This is a genomic window from Stenotrophomonas sp. GD04145 (assembly GCF_029835135.1).
GTDB lineage: Bacteria > Pseudomonadota > Gammaproteobacteria > Xanthomonadales > Xanthomonadaceae > Stenotrophomonas > Stenotrophomonas maltophilia_P.
The window spans coordinates 1-17,338 of record NZ_JAODZG010000045.1 but is presented as its reverse complement, the minus strand read 5'-3'; the positions used below and the strand labels follow the sequence as shown (position 1 = coordinate 17,338).

The 17,338-nt window shown below is 67.7% G+C and carries 22 protein-coding genes; 13 read left to right on the top strand and 9 right to left on the bottom strand.

What is annotated here, in order from left to right:
- The first annotated feature begins 1 nt into the window (after window position 1).
- From N7367_RS16310 to N7367_RS16300, 3 genes are all read left to right on the top strand, one after another.
- A complete protein-coding gene (locus tag N7367_RS16310; protein WP_279942789.1) occupies window positions 2-412 on the top strand; it encodes a DoxX family protein in 411 nt (136 codons plus the stop codon).
- A gap of 31 nt (window positions 413-443) precedes the next feature.
- The gene (locus tag N7367_RS16305) at window positions 444-1,232 is read left to right on the top strand and encodes a class III extradiol ring-cleavage dioxygenase (RefSeq protein ID WP_164151001.1); all 789 of its coding nucleotides are present in this window, start codon (window positions 444-446) and stop codon (window positions 1,230-1,232) included.
- 115 nt (window positions 1,233-1,347) lie between these two features.
- On the top strand, window positions 1,348-2,991 hold the full coding sequence (locus tag N7367_RS16300) for a Na+/H+ antiporter (RefSeq protein ID WP_053520275.1): 1,644 nt from the start codon (window positions 1,348-1,350) through the stop codon (window positions 2,989-2,991).
- A 62-nt stretch (window positions 2,992-3,053) separates the two neighbouring features.
- On the opposite strand, the gene N7367_RS16295 is transcribed toward N7367_RS16300, so the two are convergent.
- Complete coding sequence (locus N7367_RS16295) at window positions 3,054-3,302, bottom strand: DUF3297 family protein (RefSeq protein ID WP_053520274.1); 249 nt, start codon at window positions 3,300-3,302, stop codon at window positions 3,054-3,056.
- Between the two features lie 89 nt (window positions 3,303-3,391).
- Here N7367_RS16295 and N7367_RS16290 point away from each other — a divergent pair, with 89 nt between their 5' ends.
- A complete protein-coding gene (locus tag N7367_RS16290; RefSeq protein WP_279942788.1) occupies window positions 3,392-3,934 on the top strand; it encodes a hypothetical protein in 543 nt (180 codons plus the stop codon).
- A gap of 94 nt (window positions 3,935-4,028) precedes the next feature.
- Here the strand turns inward: N7367_RS16290 and N7367_RS16285 are convergent, their stop codons facing one another.
- The 5 genes from N7367_RS16285 to msrB all read right to left on the bottom strand — a co-directional run bounded on the left by N7367_RS16285 (window position 4,029) and on the right by msrB (window position 7,304).
- On the bottom strand, window positions 4,029-4,304 hold the full coding sequence (locus N7367_RS16285; RefSeq protein ID WP_111186594.1) for a DUF4031 domain-containing protein: 276 nt from the start codon (window positions 4,302-4,304) through the stop codon (window positions 4,029-4,031).
- 13 nt (window positions 4,305-4,317) lie between these two features.
- Window positions 4,318-4,821: a hypothetical protein gene (locus N7367_RS16280; RefSeq protein ID WP_065175386.1), complete on the bottom strand. Its 504-nt coding sequence runs from the start codon at window positions 4,819-4,821 to the stop codon at window positions 4,318-4,320.
- A gap of 126 nt (window positions 4,822-4,947) precedes the next feature.
- Complete coding sequence (motB, locus tag N7367_RS16275) at window positions 4,948-5,886, bottom strand: flagellar motor protein MotB (protein WP_053518234.1); 939 nt, start codon at window positions 5,884-5,886, stop codon at window positions 4,948-4,950.
- Window positions 5,887-5,889: 3 nt separating this feature from the next.
- Window positions 5,890-6,744 carry a flagellar motor stator protein MotA gene (gene motA, locus N7367_RS16270; RefSeq protein WP_053518236.1) on the bottom strand — a complete coding sequence of 285 codons (855 nt, stop codon included), beginning with the start codon at window positions 6,742-6,744 and terminating at the stop codon, window positions 5,890-5,892.
- A gap of 92 nt (window positions 6,745-6,836) precedes the next feature.
- Window positions 6,837-7,304, bottom strand: a complete 468-nt coding sequence (gene msrB, locus N7367_RS16265) for a peptide-methionine (R)-S-oxide reductase MsrB (protein WP_197600638.1) — start codon at window positions 7,302-7,304, stop codon at window positions 6,837-6,839.
- 140 nt (window positions 7,305-7,444) lie between these two features.
- Here msrB and N7367_RS16260 point away from each other — a divergent pair, with 140 nt between their 5' ends.
- Both N7367_RS16260 and N7367_RS16255 read left to right on the top strand, forming a co-directional pair.
- Window positions 7,445-7,819, top strand: a complete 375-nt coding sequence (locus tag N7367_RS16260) for a classical arabinogalactan protein 4 (RefSeq protein WP_111186593.1) — start codon at window positions 7,445-7,447, stop codon at window positions 7,817-7,819.
- A 140-nt stretch (window positions 7,820-7,959) separates the two neighbouring features.
- A complete protein-coding gene (locus N7367_RS16255; RefSeq protein ID WP_279942786.1) occupies window positions 7,960-8,148 on the top strand; it encodes a lana protein in 189 nt (62 codons plus the stop codon).
- Between the two features lie 45 nt (window positions 8,149-8,193).
- Here the strand turns inward: N7367_RS16255 and N7367_RS16250 are convergent, their stop codons facing one another.
- Entirely contained in the window at window positions 8,194-8,673 is a 480-nt protein-coding gene (locus tag N7367_RS16250; protein ID WP_053518243.1) for a winged helix-turn-helix transcriptional regulator, read from the bottom strand.
- Window positions 8,674-8,822: 149 nt separating this feature from the next.
- Here N7367_RS16250 and N7367_RS16245 point away from each other — a divergent pair, with 149 nt between their 5' ends.
- Both N7367_RS16245 and alr read left to right on the top strand, forming a co-directional pair.
- On the top strand, window positions 8,823-10,127 hold the full coding sequence (locus tag N7367_RS16245; protein ID WP_053518245.1) for a D-amino acid dehydrogenase: 1,305 nt from the start codon (window positions 8,823-8,825) through the stop codon (window positions 10,125-10,127).
- On the top strand, window positions 10,106-11,176 hold the full coding sequence (alr, locus tag N7367_RS16240) for an alanine racemase (protein WP_279942785.1): 1,071 nt from the start codon (window positions 10,106-10,108) through the stop codon (window positions 11,174-11,176). The genes N7367_RS16245 and alr overlap by 22 nt, the downstream gene beginning before the upstream one ends.
- Window positions 11,177-11,280: 104 nt before the next feature.
- On the opposite strand, the gene N7367_RS16235 is transcribed toward alr, so the two are convergent.
- Entirely contained in the window at window positions 11,281-11,847 is a 567-nt protein-coding gene (locus N7367_RS16235; protein ID WP_279942784.1) for a DUF3016 domain-containing protein, read from the bottom strand.
- A 248-nt stretch (window positions 11,848-12,095) separates the two neighbouring features.
- Between N7367_RS16235 and N7367_RS16230 the strand changes: the two genes are divergently transcribed.
- Together N7367_RS16230 and N7367_RS16225 are read left to right on the top strand one after the other, a co-directional pair.
- Entirely contained in the window at window positions 12,096-14,081 is a 1,986-nt protein-coding gene (locus N7367_RS16230) for an ATP-binding protein (protein ID WP_279942782.1), read from the top strand.
- 44 nt (window positions 14,082-14,125) lie between these two features.
- Window positions 14,126-14,419 (top strand): DUF3247 family protein, encoded by a 294-nt coding sequence (locus N7367_RS16225; RefSeq protein ID WP_180875794.1) that lies wholly within the window; start codon window positions 14,126-14,128, stop codon window positions 14,417-14,419.
- Between the two features lie 73 nt (window positions 14,420-14,492).
- Here N7367_RS16225 and N7367_RS16220 read toward each other — a convergent pair whose 3' ends face one another.
- Entirely contained in the window at window positions 14,493-14,756 is a 264-nt protein-coding gene (locus tag N7367_RS16220) for a hypothetical protein (protein ID WP_053518254.1), read from the bottom strand.
- A 159-nt stretch (window positions 14,757-14,915) separates the two neighbouring features.
- Here N7367_RS16220 and N7367_RS16215 point away from each other — a divergent pair, with 159 nt between their 5' ends.
- The 3 genes from N7367_RS16215 to N7367_RS16205 form a co-directional block, all read left to right on the top strand.
- A complete protein-coding gene (locus tag N7367_RS16215) occupies window positions 14,916-15,980 on the top strand; it encodes a class I SAM-dependent methyltransferase (RefSeq protein WP_279942781.1) in 1,065 nt (354 codons plus the stop codon).
- Complete coding sequence (locus tag N7367_RS16210; protein WP_279942780.1) at window positions 15,977-16,678, top strand: pseudouridine synthase; 702 nt, start codon at window positions 15,977-15,979, stop codon at window positions 16,676-16,678. Before N7367_RS16215 ends, N7367_RS16210 begins: the two co-directional genes overlap by 4 nt.
- Window positions 16,675-17,338: HAD family phosphatase (locus N7367_RS16205; RefSeq protein ID WP_279942779.1), on the top strand; the 664-nt coding region annotated here is incomplete at its 3' end. The genes N7367_RS16210 and N7367_RS16205, both read left to right, overlap by 4 nt.

Below are 17,338 nucleotides of genomic sequence, written 5' to 3'. Positions count from 1 at the left end.
CATGACGACCTCTGTTGCTTCCGCTCCGCCGCTGGCGCCCTATGGGGCGACGCTGCTGCGCCTGGCCCTGGGCGTCCTGTTCCTGGTCCACGCGTTGACCAAGCTGCTGGTGTTCACCCCAGCCGGCACCGCGGCGTTCTTCGAGTCGCTCGGTCTGCCGGGTGTGCTGGGTTACCTCACCCTCGCGGCAGAACTGGTGATTTCCGCAGCCCTGCTGCTCGGTGTCTACGCGCGCTGGGTCGGGCTGGCCGGCGTGCCCCTGTTGCTGGGCACCATCGTCACCGTGCACGGCGCAAACGGCTTCGGCTTTGCCAATGCTGGCGGTGGCTGGGAGTACCCGGCCTTCTGGGCGCTGGCGCTGGTGGTGCTGTTCCTGGTCGGTGACGGTCGCTGGACCCTGCGTTCGCGTTGAGCGCTGGCTGATACTGCAAACGGAGAATTCCATGTCCCGCCTGCCTTCGCTGTACATCTCGCACGGCTCCCCGATGACTGCGCTGCAGCCGGGCGAGGTGGGCGTGCGCCTGGCCGAACTGGCCCGCGACCTGCCCACGCCGCGCGCCATCGTCATCGCCTCGGCCCACTGGCTGGGGCGGCAGCCGTTGGTCGGCGCCCACCCGCAACCGCCGACCCTCCATGACTTCGGCGGCTTCCCGCGCGCGCTGTTTGAACTGCAGTACCCGGCACCGGGCGATCCGGCGCTGGCCGAAGACATTGCCGGGCGCATCGCCGCGGCAGGCCTGCCGGTGGCCATCGATACCCAGCGTGGTCTCGACCACGGCGCCTGGGTGCCGCTGCGCCTGCTGCGTCCGCAGGCCGACATTCCCGTGGTGCCGGTATCGATCCAGCCGTTGCTGGGGCCTGCGCACCAGTTTGCGCTGGGCCGCGCGCTGGCACCTCTGCGCGAACAGGGCGTGCTGCTGGTCGGCTCGGGCAGCATCACCCACAACCTGCACGACTGGGGCGACTACCAGGACGGCAAGGAAGCGCCCTATGTGCGGCCGTTCATCGAGTGGGTGGAGCAGCGGCTGGCGGCCGATGACCGCCCGGCGCTGTTGGACTACCGCCGGCAGGCACCGTTCGCCGAACGCGCCCATCCCACCGATGAACACCTGTTGCCGCTGTTCTTCGCGATGGGTGCGGCCGGTGACCACCGCTTCGGCGCACGTCGCATCGATGCCGGCGTCGATGGCGGCTTCCTGGCGATGGACATCTACCGCTTCGACGGGGCATGAGCCTGTGCTGACGCAGCGTCGCCGCGGTTGTCGCAGCCGTGGTCGCCTGTGGTAGTTTTTTCCGGGTTTCCGGCGCTGGCTTCATGCCCCCCGCGCGCCGCTTCCTGGAAGAAGCATGCATACCATTGAAGTCGTGCTGGCGATGCTGGTGGCGGTCGTCGCCAGCGGATACCTCGTCCGCGTCCTGCCGTTCTCACTGCCGCTGCCACTGGTGCAGATCGGTCTGGGCGCGGTCATTGCGGGCGTGTTCAACCGCGGCCATGCGCTGGAGCCGGAAGTGTTCTTCCTGCTGTTCCTGCCGCCCCTGCTGTTCCTTGACGGCTGGCGCATCCCCAAGCAGGGCCTGTTCCGCGACAAGGGCGCGATTCTCGAGCTGGCGTTCGGCCTGGTGGTGTTCACCGTCATCGGCGCCGGCCTGCTGATCCACTGGATGATCCCGGTGATGCCGCTGGCGGTGTGCTTCGCGCTGGCGGCGATTGTTTCGCCGACCGATCCGGTGGCCGTTGGAGCGATCGCCTCCAAGGCTCCCATTCCCAAGCGGCTGATGCACATCCTCGAGGGCGAATCACTGCTCAACGACGCCTCCGGTCTGGTCTGCTTCCGCTTCGCGGTGGCGGCGGTGATGACCGGTACCTTCTCGCTGGCCACCGCTTCGCTGACCTTCCTGTGGGTGGCGGTGGCGGGCCTGGCGGTGGGCGTGGCGGTGACGCTGGGCGTGTCGACCTTCCAGCGTTGGTTGTGGCGCCGTTTCGGTGAAGAGCCGGGTGCGGCGATGCTGGTCAACCTGCTGATCCCGTTCGCGGCCTACCTGCTGGCCGAAGAGATCAATGCCTCGGGCATCCTCGCGGCGGTCGCGGCCGGCATCTCGATGAGCTACGTGGAAATGACCGGCCGTGTTTCCGGCAGCATGCGCGTGCAGCGCGCGGGCGTGTGGAACATGCTGCAGTTCAGCTTCAACGGCATCATGTTCGTGCTGCTGGGCGAGCAGTTGCCGGGCATCGTCGAGCGTGCAACCACCACGATGAACGAGACCGGTCACCAGAGCGCGTGGTGGCTGCTGGTGTACGTGCTGGTGATCAATGCCAGCCTGATCGCCCTGCGCCTGCTGTGGGTGTGGCTGTCACTGCGCTGGAACCTGCTGCGTGCGCGTCGGCGTGGCCTGGAGCGGGGCGAGGCGCCGAACTGGCGCATCGTGGTGGCCACCTCGGTGGCGGGCGTGCGCGGTGCGATCACCCTGGCCGGCGTGCTGACGCTGCCACTGTTCCTGCCCGATGGCAGCCCGTTCCCCGCACGCGACCTGGTGATCTTCCTGGCTGCAGCGGTGATCCTGTTCTCGCTGGTCGGCGCCAGCGTGGCGCTGCCGCAGCTGCTGAAGGGCCTGCAGTTGCCGGCCGACTCCGGTGAGCGCAAGGAAGAGGATCTGGCCCGCCGGTTGTCCTCGAAGGCGGCGCTGGCCGGGGTGGAGCGCAAGCGGCAGCAGCTGGTGCTGAACCAGAACACCGAGAACGTGCAGTTGTACAACGACGCGGCCTCGCGGGTCAGCCTGCTGTATCAGCGGCACCTGGATCGCGAGAACCCGGACGTGGATCCGGAGAAGGTGAAGCGGATGGAGGAGGGCTATCGCCAGTTGCGCAGCGCCGGCCTCACTGCCGAGCGCGAGGAACTGTTCCGCCTCACCCGGCGCGGCGTGATCTCCGACGAGATCTCGAGGCGCTTGATCCGCAACCTGGATCTGCTGGAGTCGCGCAAGCGCGAGTGACCGGCCCTGTGCATCGGGGTCGGATCCCTTTCCCGCGGAAAGGGATCTGACCCCGGGCTCCGTCAGGCCGGCTTCTGGTCGAGGAAGTAGGCCTCGACCTTGCCTTTGACCTTGATCGTCATCGGATTGCCGCGACGGTCGCGGGCCTTGCCGGCCTGTACGCGGATCCAGCCTTCGCTGACCGAGTATTCCTCGACGTTGTCGCGCTCGACGTCGTTGAAGCGCACGCCGACGCCGCGCTCCAGCGCCTGCGCATCATGGAAGGGGCTGGCCGGATTGATCGCCAGGTGGTCGGGAGGGGTATCGCTCATCGCTTCATTCACAGTGACGGCCACCAAGGCCGGCTTCAGCGATACAGGATAAACCGTAGAATGCCGGCCTGCCCCGAGGAGTTCCCGCCATGCCCGACAACAGCGACTACTTCGACTTCGAGGAGGACATCCATGATTTCGACGAGGATGGCTTCGAAGCGCGGGTCTGGAACCTGCTGGTACTGATCAATCCGGGCGACGAGGAACTGGCGCTGCAGCAGTTCAACCGCTGGCGCGAGCTGCTGGCCGAAGCCGGCGAACCGCTGGAAGCCGACGCCGATTGGCTGCCGTCACTGCTGTCCGCGATCGGCTGGCAATCCGGCTTCGAGGTGGAGCGGGAGGACCTGGAAACGCTGATATCGGCGGTGAACGAGCTGTCCGCGCGCTTCAACCTGCAGCTTGACTGGGGCGGTGACCTGGACGATGAGGATTTCACCGAAGACCTGGATGGCGTGCAGCTGATGTCCACCGCCTTCGACCGCCTGCGCGAGCACAACTACACGCTGTGGAGCGTGGATGCCGGCAGCGCGGGTTTCACCGGCTGGATGGCACTGACCCGTGACGATGACGCCATGCTGGCGCTGTGCTCGCTGCTGAACGTGGAAATCCGCCTGGGCAGCGACCCGTTCTGAGCATCATCCCGGTTCGCCGGGCCATGCCCGGCGGAGGCACACGTATCCGGCACGCAAGGTAGCGCCGGGCCATGCCCGGCGGGGGCACTGCGGCCTACGGCCGGTACTGCGCCCGCGCGTTGGCGATCACCGCTTTCACCTGTGCGCGGTCGGTGTGCCGTGAAATCGCCACGGCACCCAGTGCGATCGCCTGTGCGCGCAGCTCGGTGGTGACGTCGTAGTGCGCGCCGCTGGCCTTGTTCTGGAAGGCCCGGCGGGGGATGCCGAGCTGCGCCGCCATGGCGTGCAGCTCGGCCAGGGTGTCGGCCATCAGATGCGCCCAGCGCTGGTCGCGCCAGGCATGCACTGCGTCATCGACGTAGACCGTCACCGCCGCGGCCGGATCAGGCCTGCGGCTTGCCGTCGGCGTCGGCGTCGGCGGCCGGAGCAGCCTCGGCGTCAGCGGTACCTTCGGCAGCGCTGGCTTCTTCGGCCACATCGCCTTCAGCGGTCTCGCCCTCGGCTTCCACGCCTTCGAATTCGGCGACCAGCGCGTCCAGGTACTCGTCGGCGGTCTGGCCCGCTTCGGCGGCCAGGGTATCCAGCAGCTTCTGCAGCAGTTCGGAATACTCCAGGCTGACCTTGCGGCCTTCCTTCTCCTGCACGTTGGCCAGGTGCTTGAGCATGGCCAGCATCGGCACCGGGTTCTCGGCATTGCCCATGGTCTGACCGCCGATGGCCAGCAGCCACTCGCGACCCTGCAGGCCGATGGCGGCGACCACCTGGCCGTCCTCGCTGGTCAGCACGGCGTGGTTCTGCACCTGCTGCTGGGCGTTCAGACGGAGGAACGGGCGCTTGGCCTGCTGCTTCTTGCGCTGGTCGCGCTTGGCCTTGGAAGACTTGGACATCGGGGGTGTCACCTGAAAACGGAAAGACCCCCATTGTACCGGTAGCGCCGGGCCATGCCCCTGGTGGGTGCGGACCTTGGTCCGCATGCTTTCCCGGATGTGCGGACCAAGGTCCGCACCCACCGTCTACTTTGCCTCACCCTGCGCCGCCTGTACGTCCGCGTCGATGACCGGCGCCGACAGACCCACCTGTGGACCGGCGCCGGCCAGCGCGGCCTGCTCGGCGGCGCGGGTCATCACCACGATGCTGATGCGGCGGTTGATCGGGTTCTGCGGGTCGGCCCGGTCGAACAGCACCGAGGAGGACAGGCCGACCACGCGGGTGATCTTGCTGTCCTCCAGTCCGCCATCGATCAGGGCGCGGCGGGCCGCATTGGCGCGGTCGGCGCTCAGTTCCCAGTTGCCGTAGCCGCGGGCGGCGGTGTAGGCGGTGATGTCGGTGTGGCCGGTCAGGCTGATCCGGTTCGGCACGTGGTTCAGGTACTCGGCCAGCTCATGCAGGATCTGCTGCGTGTACGGCTTGAGCGTGGCACTGCCGAGGTCGAACATGGGCCGGTTCTGCTTGTCCACGATCTGGATGCGCAGGCCTTCCGGGGTCAGGTCCAGCAGCAGCTGGTCCTTGAACGGCTCCAGCGCCTGGCTGCGGCTGATCGCTTCCTGCAGTTCCTTCATCAGCTGTTCCAGCTGCTGCTTGTCGCGCTGCTGCTGGTCCACCGGGTGCGGCACGGCTTCCTGCTGGTTCTGGAAGGGATCGTTGCTGCTGCCACGCGAGATGTCGGTGGCGCCGCCGAGCTTGATCATCGACGTGCTGGCACCGCCCGGCCCGGCCATGCCCGGGGCCGGCGTGGCGCTCTGGCCACTGAGCGGGCTGGGGTTGCGGAAGTATTCGGAAATGGCCGCACGATCGTTCTTGCTGGTGGTGGCCATCAGCCACAGCACCAGGAAGAAGGCCATCATCGCGGTCACGAAGTCGGCATAGGCCACCTTCCACGAGCCGCCATGGTGGGCGGCATGGCCGGCCTTCCTGACCTTGCGGACGATGACGGTGGGTTTGCTCTCGGCCATGGCTTACTTGACCGTCTTCAGGTGCTGCTCGAAATCGGAGAAGGCCGGGCGCACGTTCGACGGCAACGTCTTGCGGGCGAATTCCAGCGCGATCTTCGGGTTGTAACCGCGCAGGCAGGCCAGCAGTGCGGTCTTCACCGATTCGTAGATGCGGCTGTCCTGCTCGGCACGTGCTTCCATCGCCGCTGCCATCGGGCCGACGAACCCGTAACCGAGCAGGATGCCCAGGAAGGTGCCGACCAGTGCACCGGCGACATGGCCGCCGACCTCGACGATGTCGCCGCCGATCGAGCCCATGGTGATGACGATGCCCAGCACCGCCGCGACGATGCCGAAACCGGGCAATCCGTCGGCCACCTTGGTCAGCACCTGCGACGGGGCCATCGCTTCGGCGTGGTGCTTTTCCAGCTCCAGTTCGAGCAGCGGCTCCAGTTCATGCGGCTCGATGTTGCTGCCGATCATCAGGCGCAGGCAGTCGGTGATGAAATCGATCAGGTGGTGGTCGGCCTGCACCTTCGGATAGTTGCCGAACACGGCGCTCTCGGCCGGGCGTTCGACATGGTCCTCCAGCGCCATGAAGCCTTCCCGGCGCGCCTTGTTGAGCAGTTCGTAGAGCAGGCTGAGGACGTCGATGTAGTCCTGCTGCTTGTAGCGCGGGCCCTTGAACACGCCGACGATGGCCTGCAGCGTCTGCTTGACCGTCTTGGCCGGGGTGCCGACCAGGAACGCACCCAGCGCGGCACCGCCGATGATGACCAGTTCGTAGGGCTGCCAGAGAGCCCCCAGGCGGCCGTGGGCACCGAGGTAGCCCCCGATCACGCTGATGATGACGACCAGGAATCCAACGATGATGAGCATGGGGCAACGCAGAGAGGGGGGATATCTCCTTGTCGGCCCACCCTGCGGATTTCTGAAGAGGGAATTCTGTGAAACCGGTCGGCGGGGTTGTCTCAGCCCGCCACGCCGCTTTCCGCACCGCCACGCTGCAACGGGTTGGGCCAGGCCTCGCCGTTGCCGGCAAACGAAAGTGAGACGGAGTTCAGGCAGTGGCGCTCATGGGTGGGCGGCGGCCCGTCCGGGAACACGTGGCCGAGGTGGCTGCCACAGCGGGCGCAGGTGATCTCGGTGCGGATCATGCCGTGGCTGGTATCGCGGATCTCACGCACGTGTGCCGCGTCGTAGGGGGCGAAGAAGCTCGGCCAACCGGTGCCGGAATCGAACTTGGTGCTGGAGCGGAACAGGGGCAGCCCACACAGCCGGCAGCAGTAGACACCCTCACGCTTGTTGTCCAGGAACACGCCACAGAACGGTGCTTCGGTGCCGTGCTGCAGCAGCACGCGGCGTTCTTCGCTGCTGAGGCCGGCGACCAGGGTGTCGGTCTGGGAGGCGGCAGGGGGCGTCAGGTCGAAGGCACTCATGCTGGCTCTCCGTGGGGTCGATGGCCTGGGGATGCCTGCAGACGTGGGGGTGTGACCGCCGTCTTGCAAGTGTGAGCTGCGTTCATGGGCGGCACACGGGCGCGGGCGCATGGTGGGGAGGATTCCTGCTGGAGCGTGCCATGAAGACCCTTTCCATCTGGGTGCTGTCGGCTCTGCTGCCCCTGTCGGCACAGGCCCAGGTGCCCACCACATCGCCGACCACCACCCGCAGCACCACCACCGTGGCGCCAGCGCCGGTGCCGCCGCCCCCACAGCCGGCAAGACCGCAGCCGCAGGTCCTGCCGTCACCGCAGCCGACGCAGCCGATCAAGTCCACCGGCCCGGCGCAGGTGGTGCCGACGCCGGCGCCGAAGCTGCCGGACAAGGTCTATGACCGCAACGGGCGCATCGTTCCCGGCGTCAAGCCGGTCGGCCCGAACCGTGTGTTCGACTCCCGTACCGGCCGCTACTACGACAGTGTGCCGGCCGGCAGTGGCCAGCAGGTCAAGCCATAGGGCAGTCCGCCACCGCCCGCGGCGGGTGGTGACCGCGCCGGCTGAACGCCTGAAAACACACTGCTGCCGCTCACGGCTTTTTCGCCTGTGATTAACCGCCGCAGGACCACCGTGGCCCTGCGCCGGCATCCCGCCGTCGCATGTCCTTCGTCCTTTGGATCGCGATCATGAAGAACCCGCAGAACCGTCATCCCGGCAAGGAAGCGCAGAGCCATAAGCCGCCGCAGCAGCAACAGCAGCAGATGGACCCGCAGCGGCCGCAGAAGGGCGGCAAGCAGCAGGAAACACGCCAGCAGCAGGGCTCGATGAAGCACCCGCAGCAGCGCTGACGCCCCTGGAACAGGGCCGGAACCCGCAGCGCGGGCTCTGGCCCTTCATTCCGGAATCGGCAGGCTGAGCGTCTCCTTGACCTCTTCCATGACGATGTAGCTCTTCGATTCGCGCACGTGCGGCAGGGTCAACAGGGTGCTGCCCAGCAGTTTGCGGTAGGAGGCCATCTCGCTGATCCGCGCCTTCAGCAGGTAGTCGAAGTCGCCGGACACCAGATGGCACTCGAGCACGTTCGGCAGCTTCAGCGCCGCGCGCCGGAACTCCTCGAAGATGTCGCCGGACTTGTAGGCCAGGCTGATCTCCACGAACACCAGCAGGCTGGCTTTCAGCGCCGTGGGATCCAGGTGAGCGTGATAGCCGGTGATCACGCCCTCGCGCTCCAGCCGGCGCACGCGCTCGGTGCACGGGGTGGTCGACAGGCCCACGCGCTCGCCCAGCTCGGTAAAGGAAATGCGGCCTTCGGCCTGGAGGATGCGCAGGATCCTGCGGTCGATCTTGTCCAGTTCACGGGGGCGGGCGGCCATGGGCGTCAACCTGGGGAAGTGAATCACGGGGAAACATCTTGCCCGCAGCGTGAAAAACAGGCAAATCGCCTATGAATGGAAGAATATACTTCCCCGATTATGGCCCTGGCGTGCTCAAACGCAGGGAATGATCGGGTTGGAGAATTTCCATGCGAGTCCTAGTTCTCGGCAGCGGCGTGATCGGCACCACCAGTGCCTGGTACCTGCGACAGGCCGGGTTTGATGTCACGGTCGTCGACCGCCAGCCCGGCCCCGCGCTGGAAACCAGTTTCGCCAATGCGGGCCAGCTGTCGTTCGGCTACACCTCGCCCTGGGCCGCGCCCGGCGTGCCGAAGAAGGCGATCGGCTGGCTGTTCGAGAAGCATGCGCCGCTGGCGATCCGTCCCGGCATGGATCTGGCCCAGTACCGCTGGCTGTGGCAGATGCTGCGCAACTGCACCCACGAGCGCTATGCGATCAACAAGGCGCGCATGGTGCGCATGTCCGAGTACAGCCGCGATTGCCTGAACGAGCTGCGCGCGCAGATCGGCATCGAGTTCGAGGGGCGCGACCTGGGTACCACCCAGCTGTTCCGCACCCAGCAGCAGCTGGATGCCTCGGCGCAGGACATCGAGATCCTGGCCCGCTATGGCGTGCCGTACGAAGTGCTGGATCGCGCCGGCATCATCGCCGCGGAACCGGCGCTGGCGCACGTTGATGGCCTGGTCGGTGCGCTGCGCCTGCCGCGTGACCAGACCGGCGACTGCCAGCTGTTCACCCGCCGCCTGGCGCAGATGTGCACCGATGCCGGTGTCGAGTTCCGCTTCGACCAGGACATCAGCGCCATCGAGTCGGATGGAGAGCGCATCACCGGCGTGCGCATCGCCGGCAAGCTGGAGACTGCCGACCGCTATGTGGTCGCGCTGGGCAGTTACTCGCCGGCGCTGGTCGCGCCGCTGGGCATGCGCCTGCCGGTGTACCCGTTGAAGGGGTATTCGTTGACCCTGCCGATCACCGATCCGGCCATGGCGCCGACCTCGACCATCCTCGATGAGAGCTACAAGGTTGCTGTAACCCGCTTCGACAACCGCATCCGTGTCGGTGGCATGGCCGAAGTGGCCGGTTTCGACCTGTCGCTGTCACCGCGTCGCCGCGAGACCCTGGAGCTGGTGGTTCGTGACCTTTACCCGAAGGGCGGGGACCTGTCGCGCGCGCAGTTCTGGACCGGCCTGCGCCCGGCCACGCCGGATGGCACGCCGGTGATCGGCGCCACGCCCTTCCGCAACCTGTATCTCAACACCGGTCACGGCACCCTGGGCTGGACCATGGCGTGTGGTTCAGGTCGCTACCTGGCCGACCTGATGAGTGCACGCCAGCCACAGATCAGCACTGAAGGCCTGGACATCTTCCGCTACGGCCAGTTCGGCCATGCCCCGCAACACGAGAGCCGCACATGCGTCCTGCCCGCGCGCTGATCGATCTGCACGCGCTGCGCAGCAACTACCGGCTCGCCCGCGAGCTGGGGGGCGGCAAGGCGCTGGCGATCATCAAGGCTGATGCCTATGGCCATGGCGCCGTGCGCTGCGCGCAGGCCCTGGAAGACGAGGCCGACGGCTTCGGGGTGGCGACCATCGAAGAAGCGCTGGAGCTGCGCAAGGCCGGTATCCGCGCGCCCATCCTGCTGTTGGAAGGCATTTTCGAAGCCAGCGAGATGGCGCTGGTGGCCGAGCATTCGCTGTGGTTCTCGGTCGGCTCGCCGTGGCAGCTGGAGGCGCTGGCTGCCTTCGACAGCCCGCATCCGTTGACGGTCTGGCTGAAGCTGGACAGCGGCATGCATCGCCTGGGTCTGGACGTGGAGACCTTCCGCGCCGCACACGCGCGCCTGCAGGCGATGCCGCAGGTGGAGCGGATCGTGCTGATGACCCATCTGGCGCGTGCCGATGAACTGGACAGCGAACGTACCCACGAGCAGGCCGCCACCTTCGCACGTGCAATCGAGGGCCTGCAGGGTGAGACCAGCGTGTGCAATTCGCCGGCCCTGCTGGGGTGGCCCGACGTGCGCAGCGACTGGGTGCGCCCGGGGCTGATGCTGTACGGCGCCAACCCGCTGCCGGACGACACGGATCTGACCGGGCGGCTGCGCCCGGTGATGACCATGCAGTCCAAGGTGATTGCCGAGCGCTGGATCGAAGCCGGTGAGCCGGTGGGATATGGCGCGCGCTTCGTGGCCAAGGCGCGTACACGCGTGGGCGTGGTGGCCCTGGGCTATGCCGACGGCTATCCCCAGTTCGCGCCGAACGGCACCCCGGTACTGATCGACTGCCAGCCTGGTGTGCTGATCGGCCGGGTTTCGATGGACATGCTGACGGTGGACCTGACCGCACATGCGCAGGCCGGCGTTGGCAGCGTGGTGGAACTGTGGGGGCAGGCCCCGACGCTTTCGGAACTGGCGCCACGTTGCGGGGTGAGCGCCTACCAGCTGCCCTGCGCGGTCAAGCGGGTCGCCCGCGTCTACCGCGATTGATGCGCCGCCGGGCATGGCCCGGCGCTACCGGATGTCCAAAGCGCCATGCCCGGCGGTTATCGGAAATGCACAGGTAGCGTGGGGCCATGCCCGGCGGTTATCGGTCAACGCGCGGCGGTGGCCTGGGCGGTCAACTGCCGCTTCACCCAGTCATCGATCAGCCGCTTCTCGTAGCGCAGCGGATCGCTGTCGCTGCGCAGCCCGAGGGTGTGCAGGTAGCCGGTATCGGTCAGCTTGGCCTCGCCCTCGTCGACGATGCGGCCGCTGGCGTCCTTCAGCGTGTACTGCAGGGTGATGCGCGGCGGATAGATGTCGCGCATCACGCGGATGTCATTGGCGCGCGGGCCATGCCACGGTTCGTAGTCGCCCGCGCGCTTGATGTCGACCAGGGTGATGTCCAACGTCTGCCCGGCCTGCAGCGGCTTGGCGGCGCTGGTCTGCAGGTAGCGCGCCAGCTGCTGCACCCAGTCGCCGCGTTCGGCCTCGAAGCGGTTGTGGCTCTGGCGGATCTCGGTGAATGTCGCCGGATCGTTCCACTGCACGTTGACCGGGCCGTCGGCCTGCAGCGTGCGCGGCGCATCCGGGCTGGTGACGGTGCGCGGCGCGGCGTTCGCGGTACCCGTGGCCAGGGCCGCGGCCAGCAGCAGGGTGGCGGACAGAGAGCGGTTCATGGCGGTCTCCTGCGTCCCCGGAATGGGGGCGGATGTTGATCTCGCATCGAGTGTGATCCTGCCGGCGGGGCCCAGCAATGGCCGAATGCGTCAACAGCGTCGGCGGTTGCCGCCAATTCATGGTCGTCAACCATGACTGACGGCGCTTGACGCTGTGAATACGTCCTTTGGAAGATGCTGTGCCTCCATCCGGTACGCCCCAGACGCCCTTGTCCACACTGCCGCCCCTCGCGGAGCGCCCGCCCTTGATGGTTCCGGCGCCCGAACCCGACCTGCATCGCGGTGTGCTTGAACGCATCAACGCCGGCTTTTGTGTGATCCAGGTCATGTTCGACGCCGATCGCGCAGTGGATTACCGCTTCCTTGAGGTGAATGACGCTTTCGAGCGCCACACCGGTCTCAAGGACGCCCGCGGCAAGTGCATGAGCGCGCTGGAACCGAACCACGAGAGCGACTGGTACCGCATCTACGGTGAGGTCGCGCGCAGCGGACGGCCGGCGCAGTTCGAGATGGAAGCCCGGGCGCTGGGGCGCTCGTTCGCGGTGGACGCGGTCCGTGTGGGCCGCCCCGGCGAGGACAAGGTCGGCATCCTGTTCTTCGACATCACCGCACGCAAGCAGATGGAGCTGGAGCTGGGCGAGAGCGAGGCCCGGTTCAGCGCGTTGGCCGATGGCCTGCCGATGCCGGTCTGGGTGCTGGATGAGCGCGGACATGCGCGCTTCGTCAACAGCGCCTTCAGTGAGTTCTTTGGTGGCGACGAGACGCGTGTGCCGGAGGATGTCTGGCGCGGCCTGGTGCATCCGGATGATGCGTCGGTGTTCGAGTACGAACTGCAGGAAGCGTTGAAGGCGCAACGCTCCATGCATGCCCTCGTCCGCGCACGGCGTGCGGACGGACAGTGGCGATGGCTGGAAATGAACGCGCGTCCGCGGTTCTCGCGGATGGGTCGCTTCATCGGCTTGGCCGGCAGCAGCCCGGACGTGACCGAGCGCCGCGAGATCGAACTGGCCCGTGAAGAGCTGCTGCAGTCCGAGCGCGCCGCACGCAGTGCCGCCGAGAACATGGCGCGCCTGAAGGATGAATTCCTGGCGACCCTGTCGCACGAACTGCGCACGCCGCTGACCACCATCCTTGGCTGGAGCGAGCTGTTGCTGCAGCGTGTCGACAACACCAGCCCGCTGTACAAGGGGCTGGGCGTGATCGCCAACAGCGCCGGTGCACAGAAGCGGCTGATCTCGGACATGCTCGACCTCAGCAGCATGCTGCTGGGCAAGGTGCAGCTGGAAGTGGAAGTACTGGACCTGCGCGAACTGCTGGGCGAGGCGATTGGCGCGCAGGAGCTGGTGGCCGAGGGCAAGGCACTGGACGTGCAGTTGCGGCTGCCTGAGCAGCCCAGCCTGGTGCTCGGGGATGCGACGCGGTTGCAGCAGGTGTTCTGGAACCTGTTGTCGAACGCCATCAAGTTCACGCCGGCCGAGGGCCGCATCGAGATGCAGCTGCGGGCCGACGGCAAGCACTGGGAGATCACCGTGCGCGATACCGGTGATGGTATTGCTCCGGAGTTCCTCAATCATCTGTTCAGCCGCTTCCGGCAGGCCGACGGCACCACCACCCGCCGCCATGGTGGGCTCGGCCTGGGCCTGGCGATCGTGCAGCAGCTGGTCGAGCTTCACGGCGGCACGGTCACTGCGGCCAGCGAAGGCCATGGCCACGGTGCCACGTTCACCGTACGCCTGCCGCAGCATCTGCCCGATGCCGAGCGGCGGCCGCTGCGCGAGGTGATCAGCGGGCCGATTCTGGAGCCGGTGGTCGTCGAACCCTATCCGCTGCGGGGCATGCACGTGCTGGCCGTGGAAGACCAGCCGGAAGTGCTGGAGTACCTGCGGCGCATGCTGGAAGAGCAGGGCGCGACGGTGTCGGCTGCCAGTTCGGCCGGCGAAGCGTTGGCGCTGCTGGCCGATGCCGGCCACCTGCAGTACCACGTGATGCTGACCGACATCGGCATGCCGGGTATGGATGGTTATGGGTTGGTGCGCACCCTGCGCGAAGACATGGGCGTGGATGCGGCGACCCTGCCGGCGGTGGCCGTGACCGCGCTGGCGCGTGCGGATGACCGTCGACGCGCGCTGGCCTCGGGCTTCCAGGAGCATGTGGCCAAGCCGTACTCGGTGGCCCAGCTGGTGGCTGCGGTGCGCAAGGTGCAGGTGCCGCGCGCGGACAGCCCGCTGCACTGAGCATTCACGGTGGATCGGCGACCCTGCACGCAGGAGGTTCTCCGATGTCCCGTATTGCTCCACGCATCCATACCGACCCGGCCCAGATCGCGCGCCTGGAATCCCTGCTGCCGCAGCTCGACGGCGAAACGCAGGTCGAACTGACCCTGCTTGATGGCCGCCGTCTGCTGGGCACGGTCGCCGTGCGCCCGACGGTGCAGCAGTACCGCAACGACGCCGGCGATGAAGGCAGCAACGGCCAGTTGCGCCTGGACGACTACGATACGCCGGTGCAGCAGCATCATGTCTGGCTCGACGAGATCGCCAGCATCCGCCAGCTGCCACCCAGAACGACGTGATCCGGCAGGGGGCCGGGCTCACGCCCGGCTGCGGTCCGCACGCCCGGGCCTCGGCTCGGGCGCGACTGGCACGTCAGTGCTCGAACACCGTCGGGGTTGCCTCGAACCGCCGGGCATAGGCGCGCTCCTCCGCCACCCGCGCCACCTCGTCGTCGGCCAGGTCCGGTGCGCCGTATACCGCGTATGCCACGCTGCCATCGGCGCCGTGGCCGACCTGGTGCAGCCGGTAGCGTGAATGTCCACCGCCGGTGTCCTCGGGGTAGTGCACGGGAGGATGGCTGCCTTCCAGGTCCATCTCGCTGTTGTCGACCACGCCACCGACGAACAAGGCACGCATGCGGATTCTCCTGCTGGAAGTCTCGGGGGACCTCTACCCTGAAGGGTCCGATGTTGCTGGGGCATCAATGCCCCGTTGAAGTTTCGCAAAGTGGCCTGCCGGGCCGGACCGCGCGAGCCGGTACAATGGACGGCCCTCACGCTTCAAGTAACCGCGCCGATGGCCGCCAGCGACGACGCCCCCCTGCAGACCCTGTTCCTGCCGTTCTCCCAGGGCGCGCTGCGCTGGCCGGACGGGCCGGTTGCGTTCCTGCGTGCCCGCGACGGCTGGCCACTGCGTGAGCAGGCCGGCGGGCGTGAGGTGCACTGCGAGCAGAGTTTTGCGCCGTTCGCGCAGCCCCTGCAGCAGGCCGCCGGCTGGACCGTCAGCGGCCAGCTTGACGATGTCGCGGGCCGGGGCCGCTACCCGCTGGTGCTGGTGCTGCCGCCGCGCCAGCGCGAGGAGGCCCGCGCGCTGTTCGCCCGTGCCCTGGCATTGGCCGCAGAAGGGGGCCGCATCGTCGCCTGCCAGTCCAACAACGAGGGCGCGCGCTCCGGCGAAGGCGACCTCAAGCAGCTGGCCGGCCTCGGCGGCAGCCTGACCAAGAGCCATTGCCGGGTGTACTGGACCCCGCCACTGCAGGGCCAGCACGATGCCGACCTGGCCAAGCGCTGGAGCGCGCTGGATGCGGTGCGGCCGATCGTGGGTGGCCGCTTCCTCAGCCGCCCGGGCGTGTTCGCCTGGGACCGCATCGACCCGGCTTCGGCGCTGCTGGCCGAGCACCTGCCGGCCGATCTGGCCGGACGCGCGGCCGACCTCGGGGCCGGCTACGGCTACCTGTCGCGCGAGCTGCTGGAGCGTTGCCCGAAGATCACCGCGCTGGATCTGTACGAAGCCGAGCAGCGGGCCCTGGCACTGGCCGAGCTGAATCTTGCACCACCGCCGCGCCCGCTGCCGCTGCGCTTCCTGTGGCGGGACGTCACCGCCGGCATCGAGCCGGGGTACGACGTCATCATCAGCAATCCGCCGTTCCATACCCCGTCGCGCGCGGACCGGCCGGATATCGGCCAGCGCTTCATCGCCGTGGCGGCGCAGGCGCTGCGCCCGGGTGGTCGCCTGTATGTGGTGGCCAACCGCCACCTGCCGTACGAACACACGCTCAACGACAGCTTCGGCGCGGTGCGCGTGGTCGCCGAGCGTGACGGGTTCAAGCTGGTCGAAGCGGTAAAGGGGAAGGGCCGATGAAGCTGGTCAAGCACATCGCCAACCTGGGCTATGGCAGCCGCAAGCAGGTGCAGTGGATGTTCCGCGAAGGCCGTATCACCGATGCCGACGGCGAGGTGCTGTATGCCGACGACCAGGTGCCGCACGAGGCCGTGCGGGTCGACGGCGAGCCGCTGGATCCGCCGCCGGGGTTGTCGATCGCGCTGCACAAGCCGGCCGGCTACACCTGCTCGACCAAGGACACCGGCCGCCTGATCTACGATCTGCTGCCGCCGCGTTTCCGCGACCGCGACCCGGTGCTGTCCACGGTCGGCCGGCTGGACCGCGACACCAGCGGCCTGCTGCTGTTGACCGATGATGGCGGCCTGCTGCACCGGATCATCTCGCCGAAGTCGAAACTGCCCAAGGTCTACGAGGTGGAGCTGGCCCAAGACCTGCGCGGCGACGAAGTGGCCCTGTTCGCCAGCGGCACGCTGATGCTGGAGTCGGAGAAGACCGCCCTGCTGCCGGCTGAACTGGAGGTGCTGGGTCCACGCAAGGCGCGCCTGGTACTGCATGAAGGCCGCTACCATCAGGTGCGCCGCATGTTCGCCGCTACCGGCAACCATGTGCAGGCACTGCACCGCAGCCGCGTCGGTGGCCTGGACCTGGAGGGGCTGGCCGAGGGGCAATGGCGGCTGCTGACCTCCACCGACCAGGATACGCTGTTCGCTCCATGACTGTCATCGCTGCGCTGCCGTTTCTTCCCGACGCCGTCATCTTCGACATGGACGGCCTGATGATCGACAGCGAGCGGGTGTCCATCGCCTGCTGGTGTGAGGCTGCCGAAGCGTTCGGCCTGCCGCTGGATGCATCCTTCTTCGTGCGCATGGTCGGCCTTGGCGATCGCGACAGCCAATCGCTGCTGCGGCAGCAGGGCGTGGAGGACAGTGTGATCGAGGCGATGGCGCTGCGCTGCCATGATCTGTATGAGCAACGCACGCAGACCGGCCTGCCTCTGCGGCCGGGCATCCTGGAGCTGCTGGAACTGCTGAAGGCGCATGCGATTCCGCGTGCGGTGGCGACCACCACGCGTCAGCCGCGGGCCAACCGCAAGCTGGGCGCTGCCGGTCTGCTGCCGTACTTCGATGCAGTGATCACCAGTGGCGACGTGGCGCGGCCGAAGCCGGCGCCGGACATCTACCTGCTGGCCGCACAGCGGCTGGGGCAGGCGCCGGAGCGCTGCCTGGCGCTGGAGGACTCACCTGCGGGGACCCGTGCGGCGTTGGCCGCAGGCATGACCGTGATCCAGGTGCCGGACCTGGTGCATCCCGATGAGGAACTGCGCGCGCTCGGCCATCGCATCGTCGGCTCGCTGCGCGACGCGCACGCCCTGCTGC

What these genes read in the sequence shown, in the direction of transcription:
- N7367_RS16310 (WP_279942789.1), top strand. Translation starts at nt 2, where the DNA reads ATGACGACCTCTGTTGCTTCCGCTCCGCCGCTGGCGCCCTATGGGGCG.
- N7367_RS16305 (WP_164151001.1), top strand. Translation starts at nt 444, where the DNA reads ATGTCCCGCCTGCCTTCGCTGTACATCTCGCACGGCTCCCCGATGACT.
- N7367_RS16300 (WP_053520275.1), top strand. Translation starts at nt 1,348, where the DNA reads ATGCATACCATTGAAGTCGTGCTGGCGATGCTGGTGGCGGTCGTCGCC.
- N7367_RS16295 (WP_053520274.1), bottom strand. Translation starts at nt 3,302, where the DNA reads ATGAGCGATACCCCTCCCGACCACCTGGCGATCAATCCGGCCAGCCCC.
- N7367_RS16290 (WP_279942788.1), top strand. Translation starts at nt 3,392, where the DNA reads ATGCCCGACAACAGCGACTACTTCGACTTCGAGGAGGACATCCATGAT.
- N7367_RS16280 (WP_065175386.1), bottom strand. Translation starts at nt 4,821, where the DNA reads ATGTCCAAGTCTTCCAAGGCCAAGCGCGACCAGCGCAAGAAGCAGCAG.
- motB (WP_053518234.1), bottom strand. Translation starts at nt 5,886, where the DNA reads ATGGCCGAGAGCAAACCCACCGTCATCGTCCGCAAGGTCAGGAAGGCC.
- motA (WP_053518236.1), bottom strand. Translation starts at nt 6,744, where the DNA reads ATGCTCATCATCGTTGGATTCCTGGTCGTCATCATCAGCGTGATCGGG.
- msrB (WP_197600638.1), bottom strand. Translation starts at nt 7,304, where the DNA reads ATGAGTGCCTTCGACCTGACGCCCCCTGCCGCCTCCCAGACCGACACC.
- N7367_RS16260 (WP_111186593.1), top strand. Translation starts at nt 7,445, where the DNA reads ATGAAGACCCTTTCCATCTGGGTGCTGTCGGCTCTGCTGCCCCTGTCG.
- N7367_RS16255 (WP_279942786.1), top strand. Translation starts at nt 7,960, where the DNA reads ATGTCCTTCGTCCTTTGGATCGCGATCATGAAGAACCCGCAGAACCGT.
- N7367_RS16250 (WP_053518243.1), bottom strand. Translation starts at nt 8,673, where the DNA reads ATGGCCGCCCGCCCCCGTGAACTGGACAAGATCGACCGCAGGATCCTG.
- N7367_RS16245 (WP_053518245.1), top strand. Translation starts at nt 8,823, where the DNA reads ATGCGAGTCCTAGTTCTCGGCAGCGGCGTGATCGGCACCACCAGTGCC.
- alr (WP_279942785.1), top strand. Translation starts at nt 10,106, where the DNA reads ATGCGTCCTGCCCGCGCGCTGATCGATCTGCACGCGCTGCGCAGCAAC.
- N7367_RS16235 (WP_279942784.1), bottom strand. Translation starts at nt 11,847, where the DNA reads ATGAACCGCTCTCTGTCCGCCACCCTGCTGCTGGCCGCGGCCCTGGCC.
- N7367_RS16230 (WP_279942782.1), top strand. Translation starts at nt 12,096, where the DNA reads ATGGTTCCGGCGCCCGAACCCGACCTGCATCGCGGTGTGCTTGAACGC.
- N7367_RS16225 (WP_180875794.1), top strand. Translation starts at nt 14,126, where the DNA reads ATGTCCCGTATTGCTCCACGCATCCATACCGACCCGGCCCAGATCGCG.
- N7367_RS16220 (WP_053518254.1), bottom strand. Translation starts at nt 14,756, where the DNA reads ATGCGTGCCTTGTTCGTCGGTGGCGTGGTCGACAACAGCGAGATGGAC.
- N7367_RS16215 (WP_279942781.1), top strand. Translation starts at nt 14,916, where the DNA reads ATGGCCGCCAGCGACGACGCCCCCCTGCAGACCCTGTTCCTGCCGTTC.
- N7367_RS16210 (WP_279942780.1), top strand. Translation starts at nt 15,977, where the DNA reads ATGAAGCTGGTCAAGCACATCGCCAACCTGGGCTATGGCAGCCGCAAG.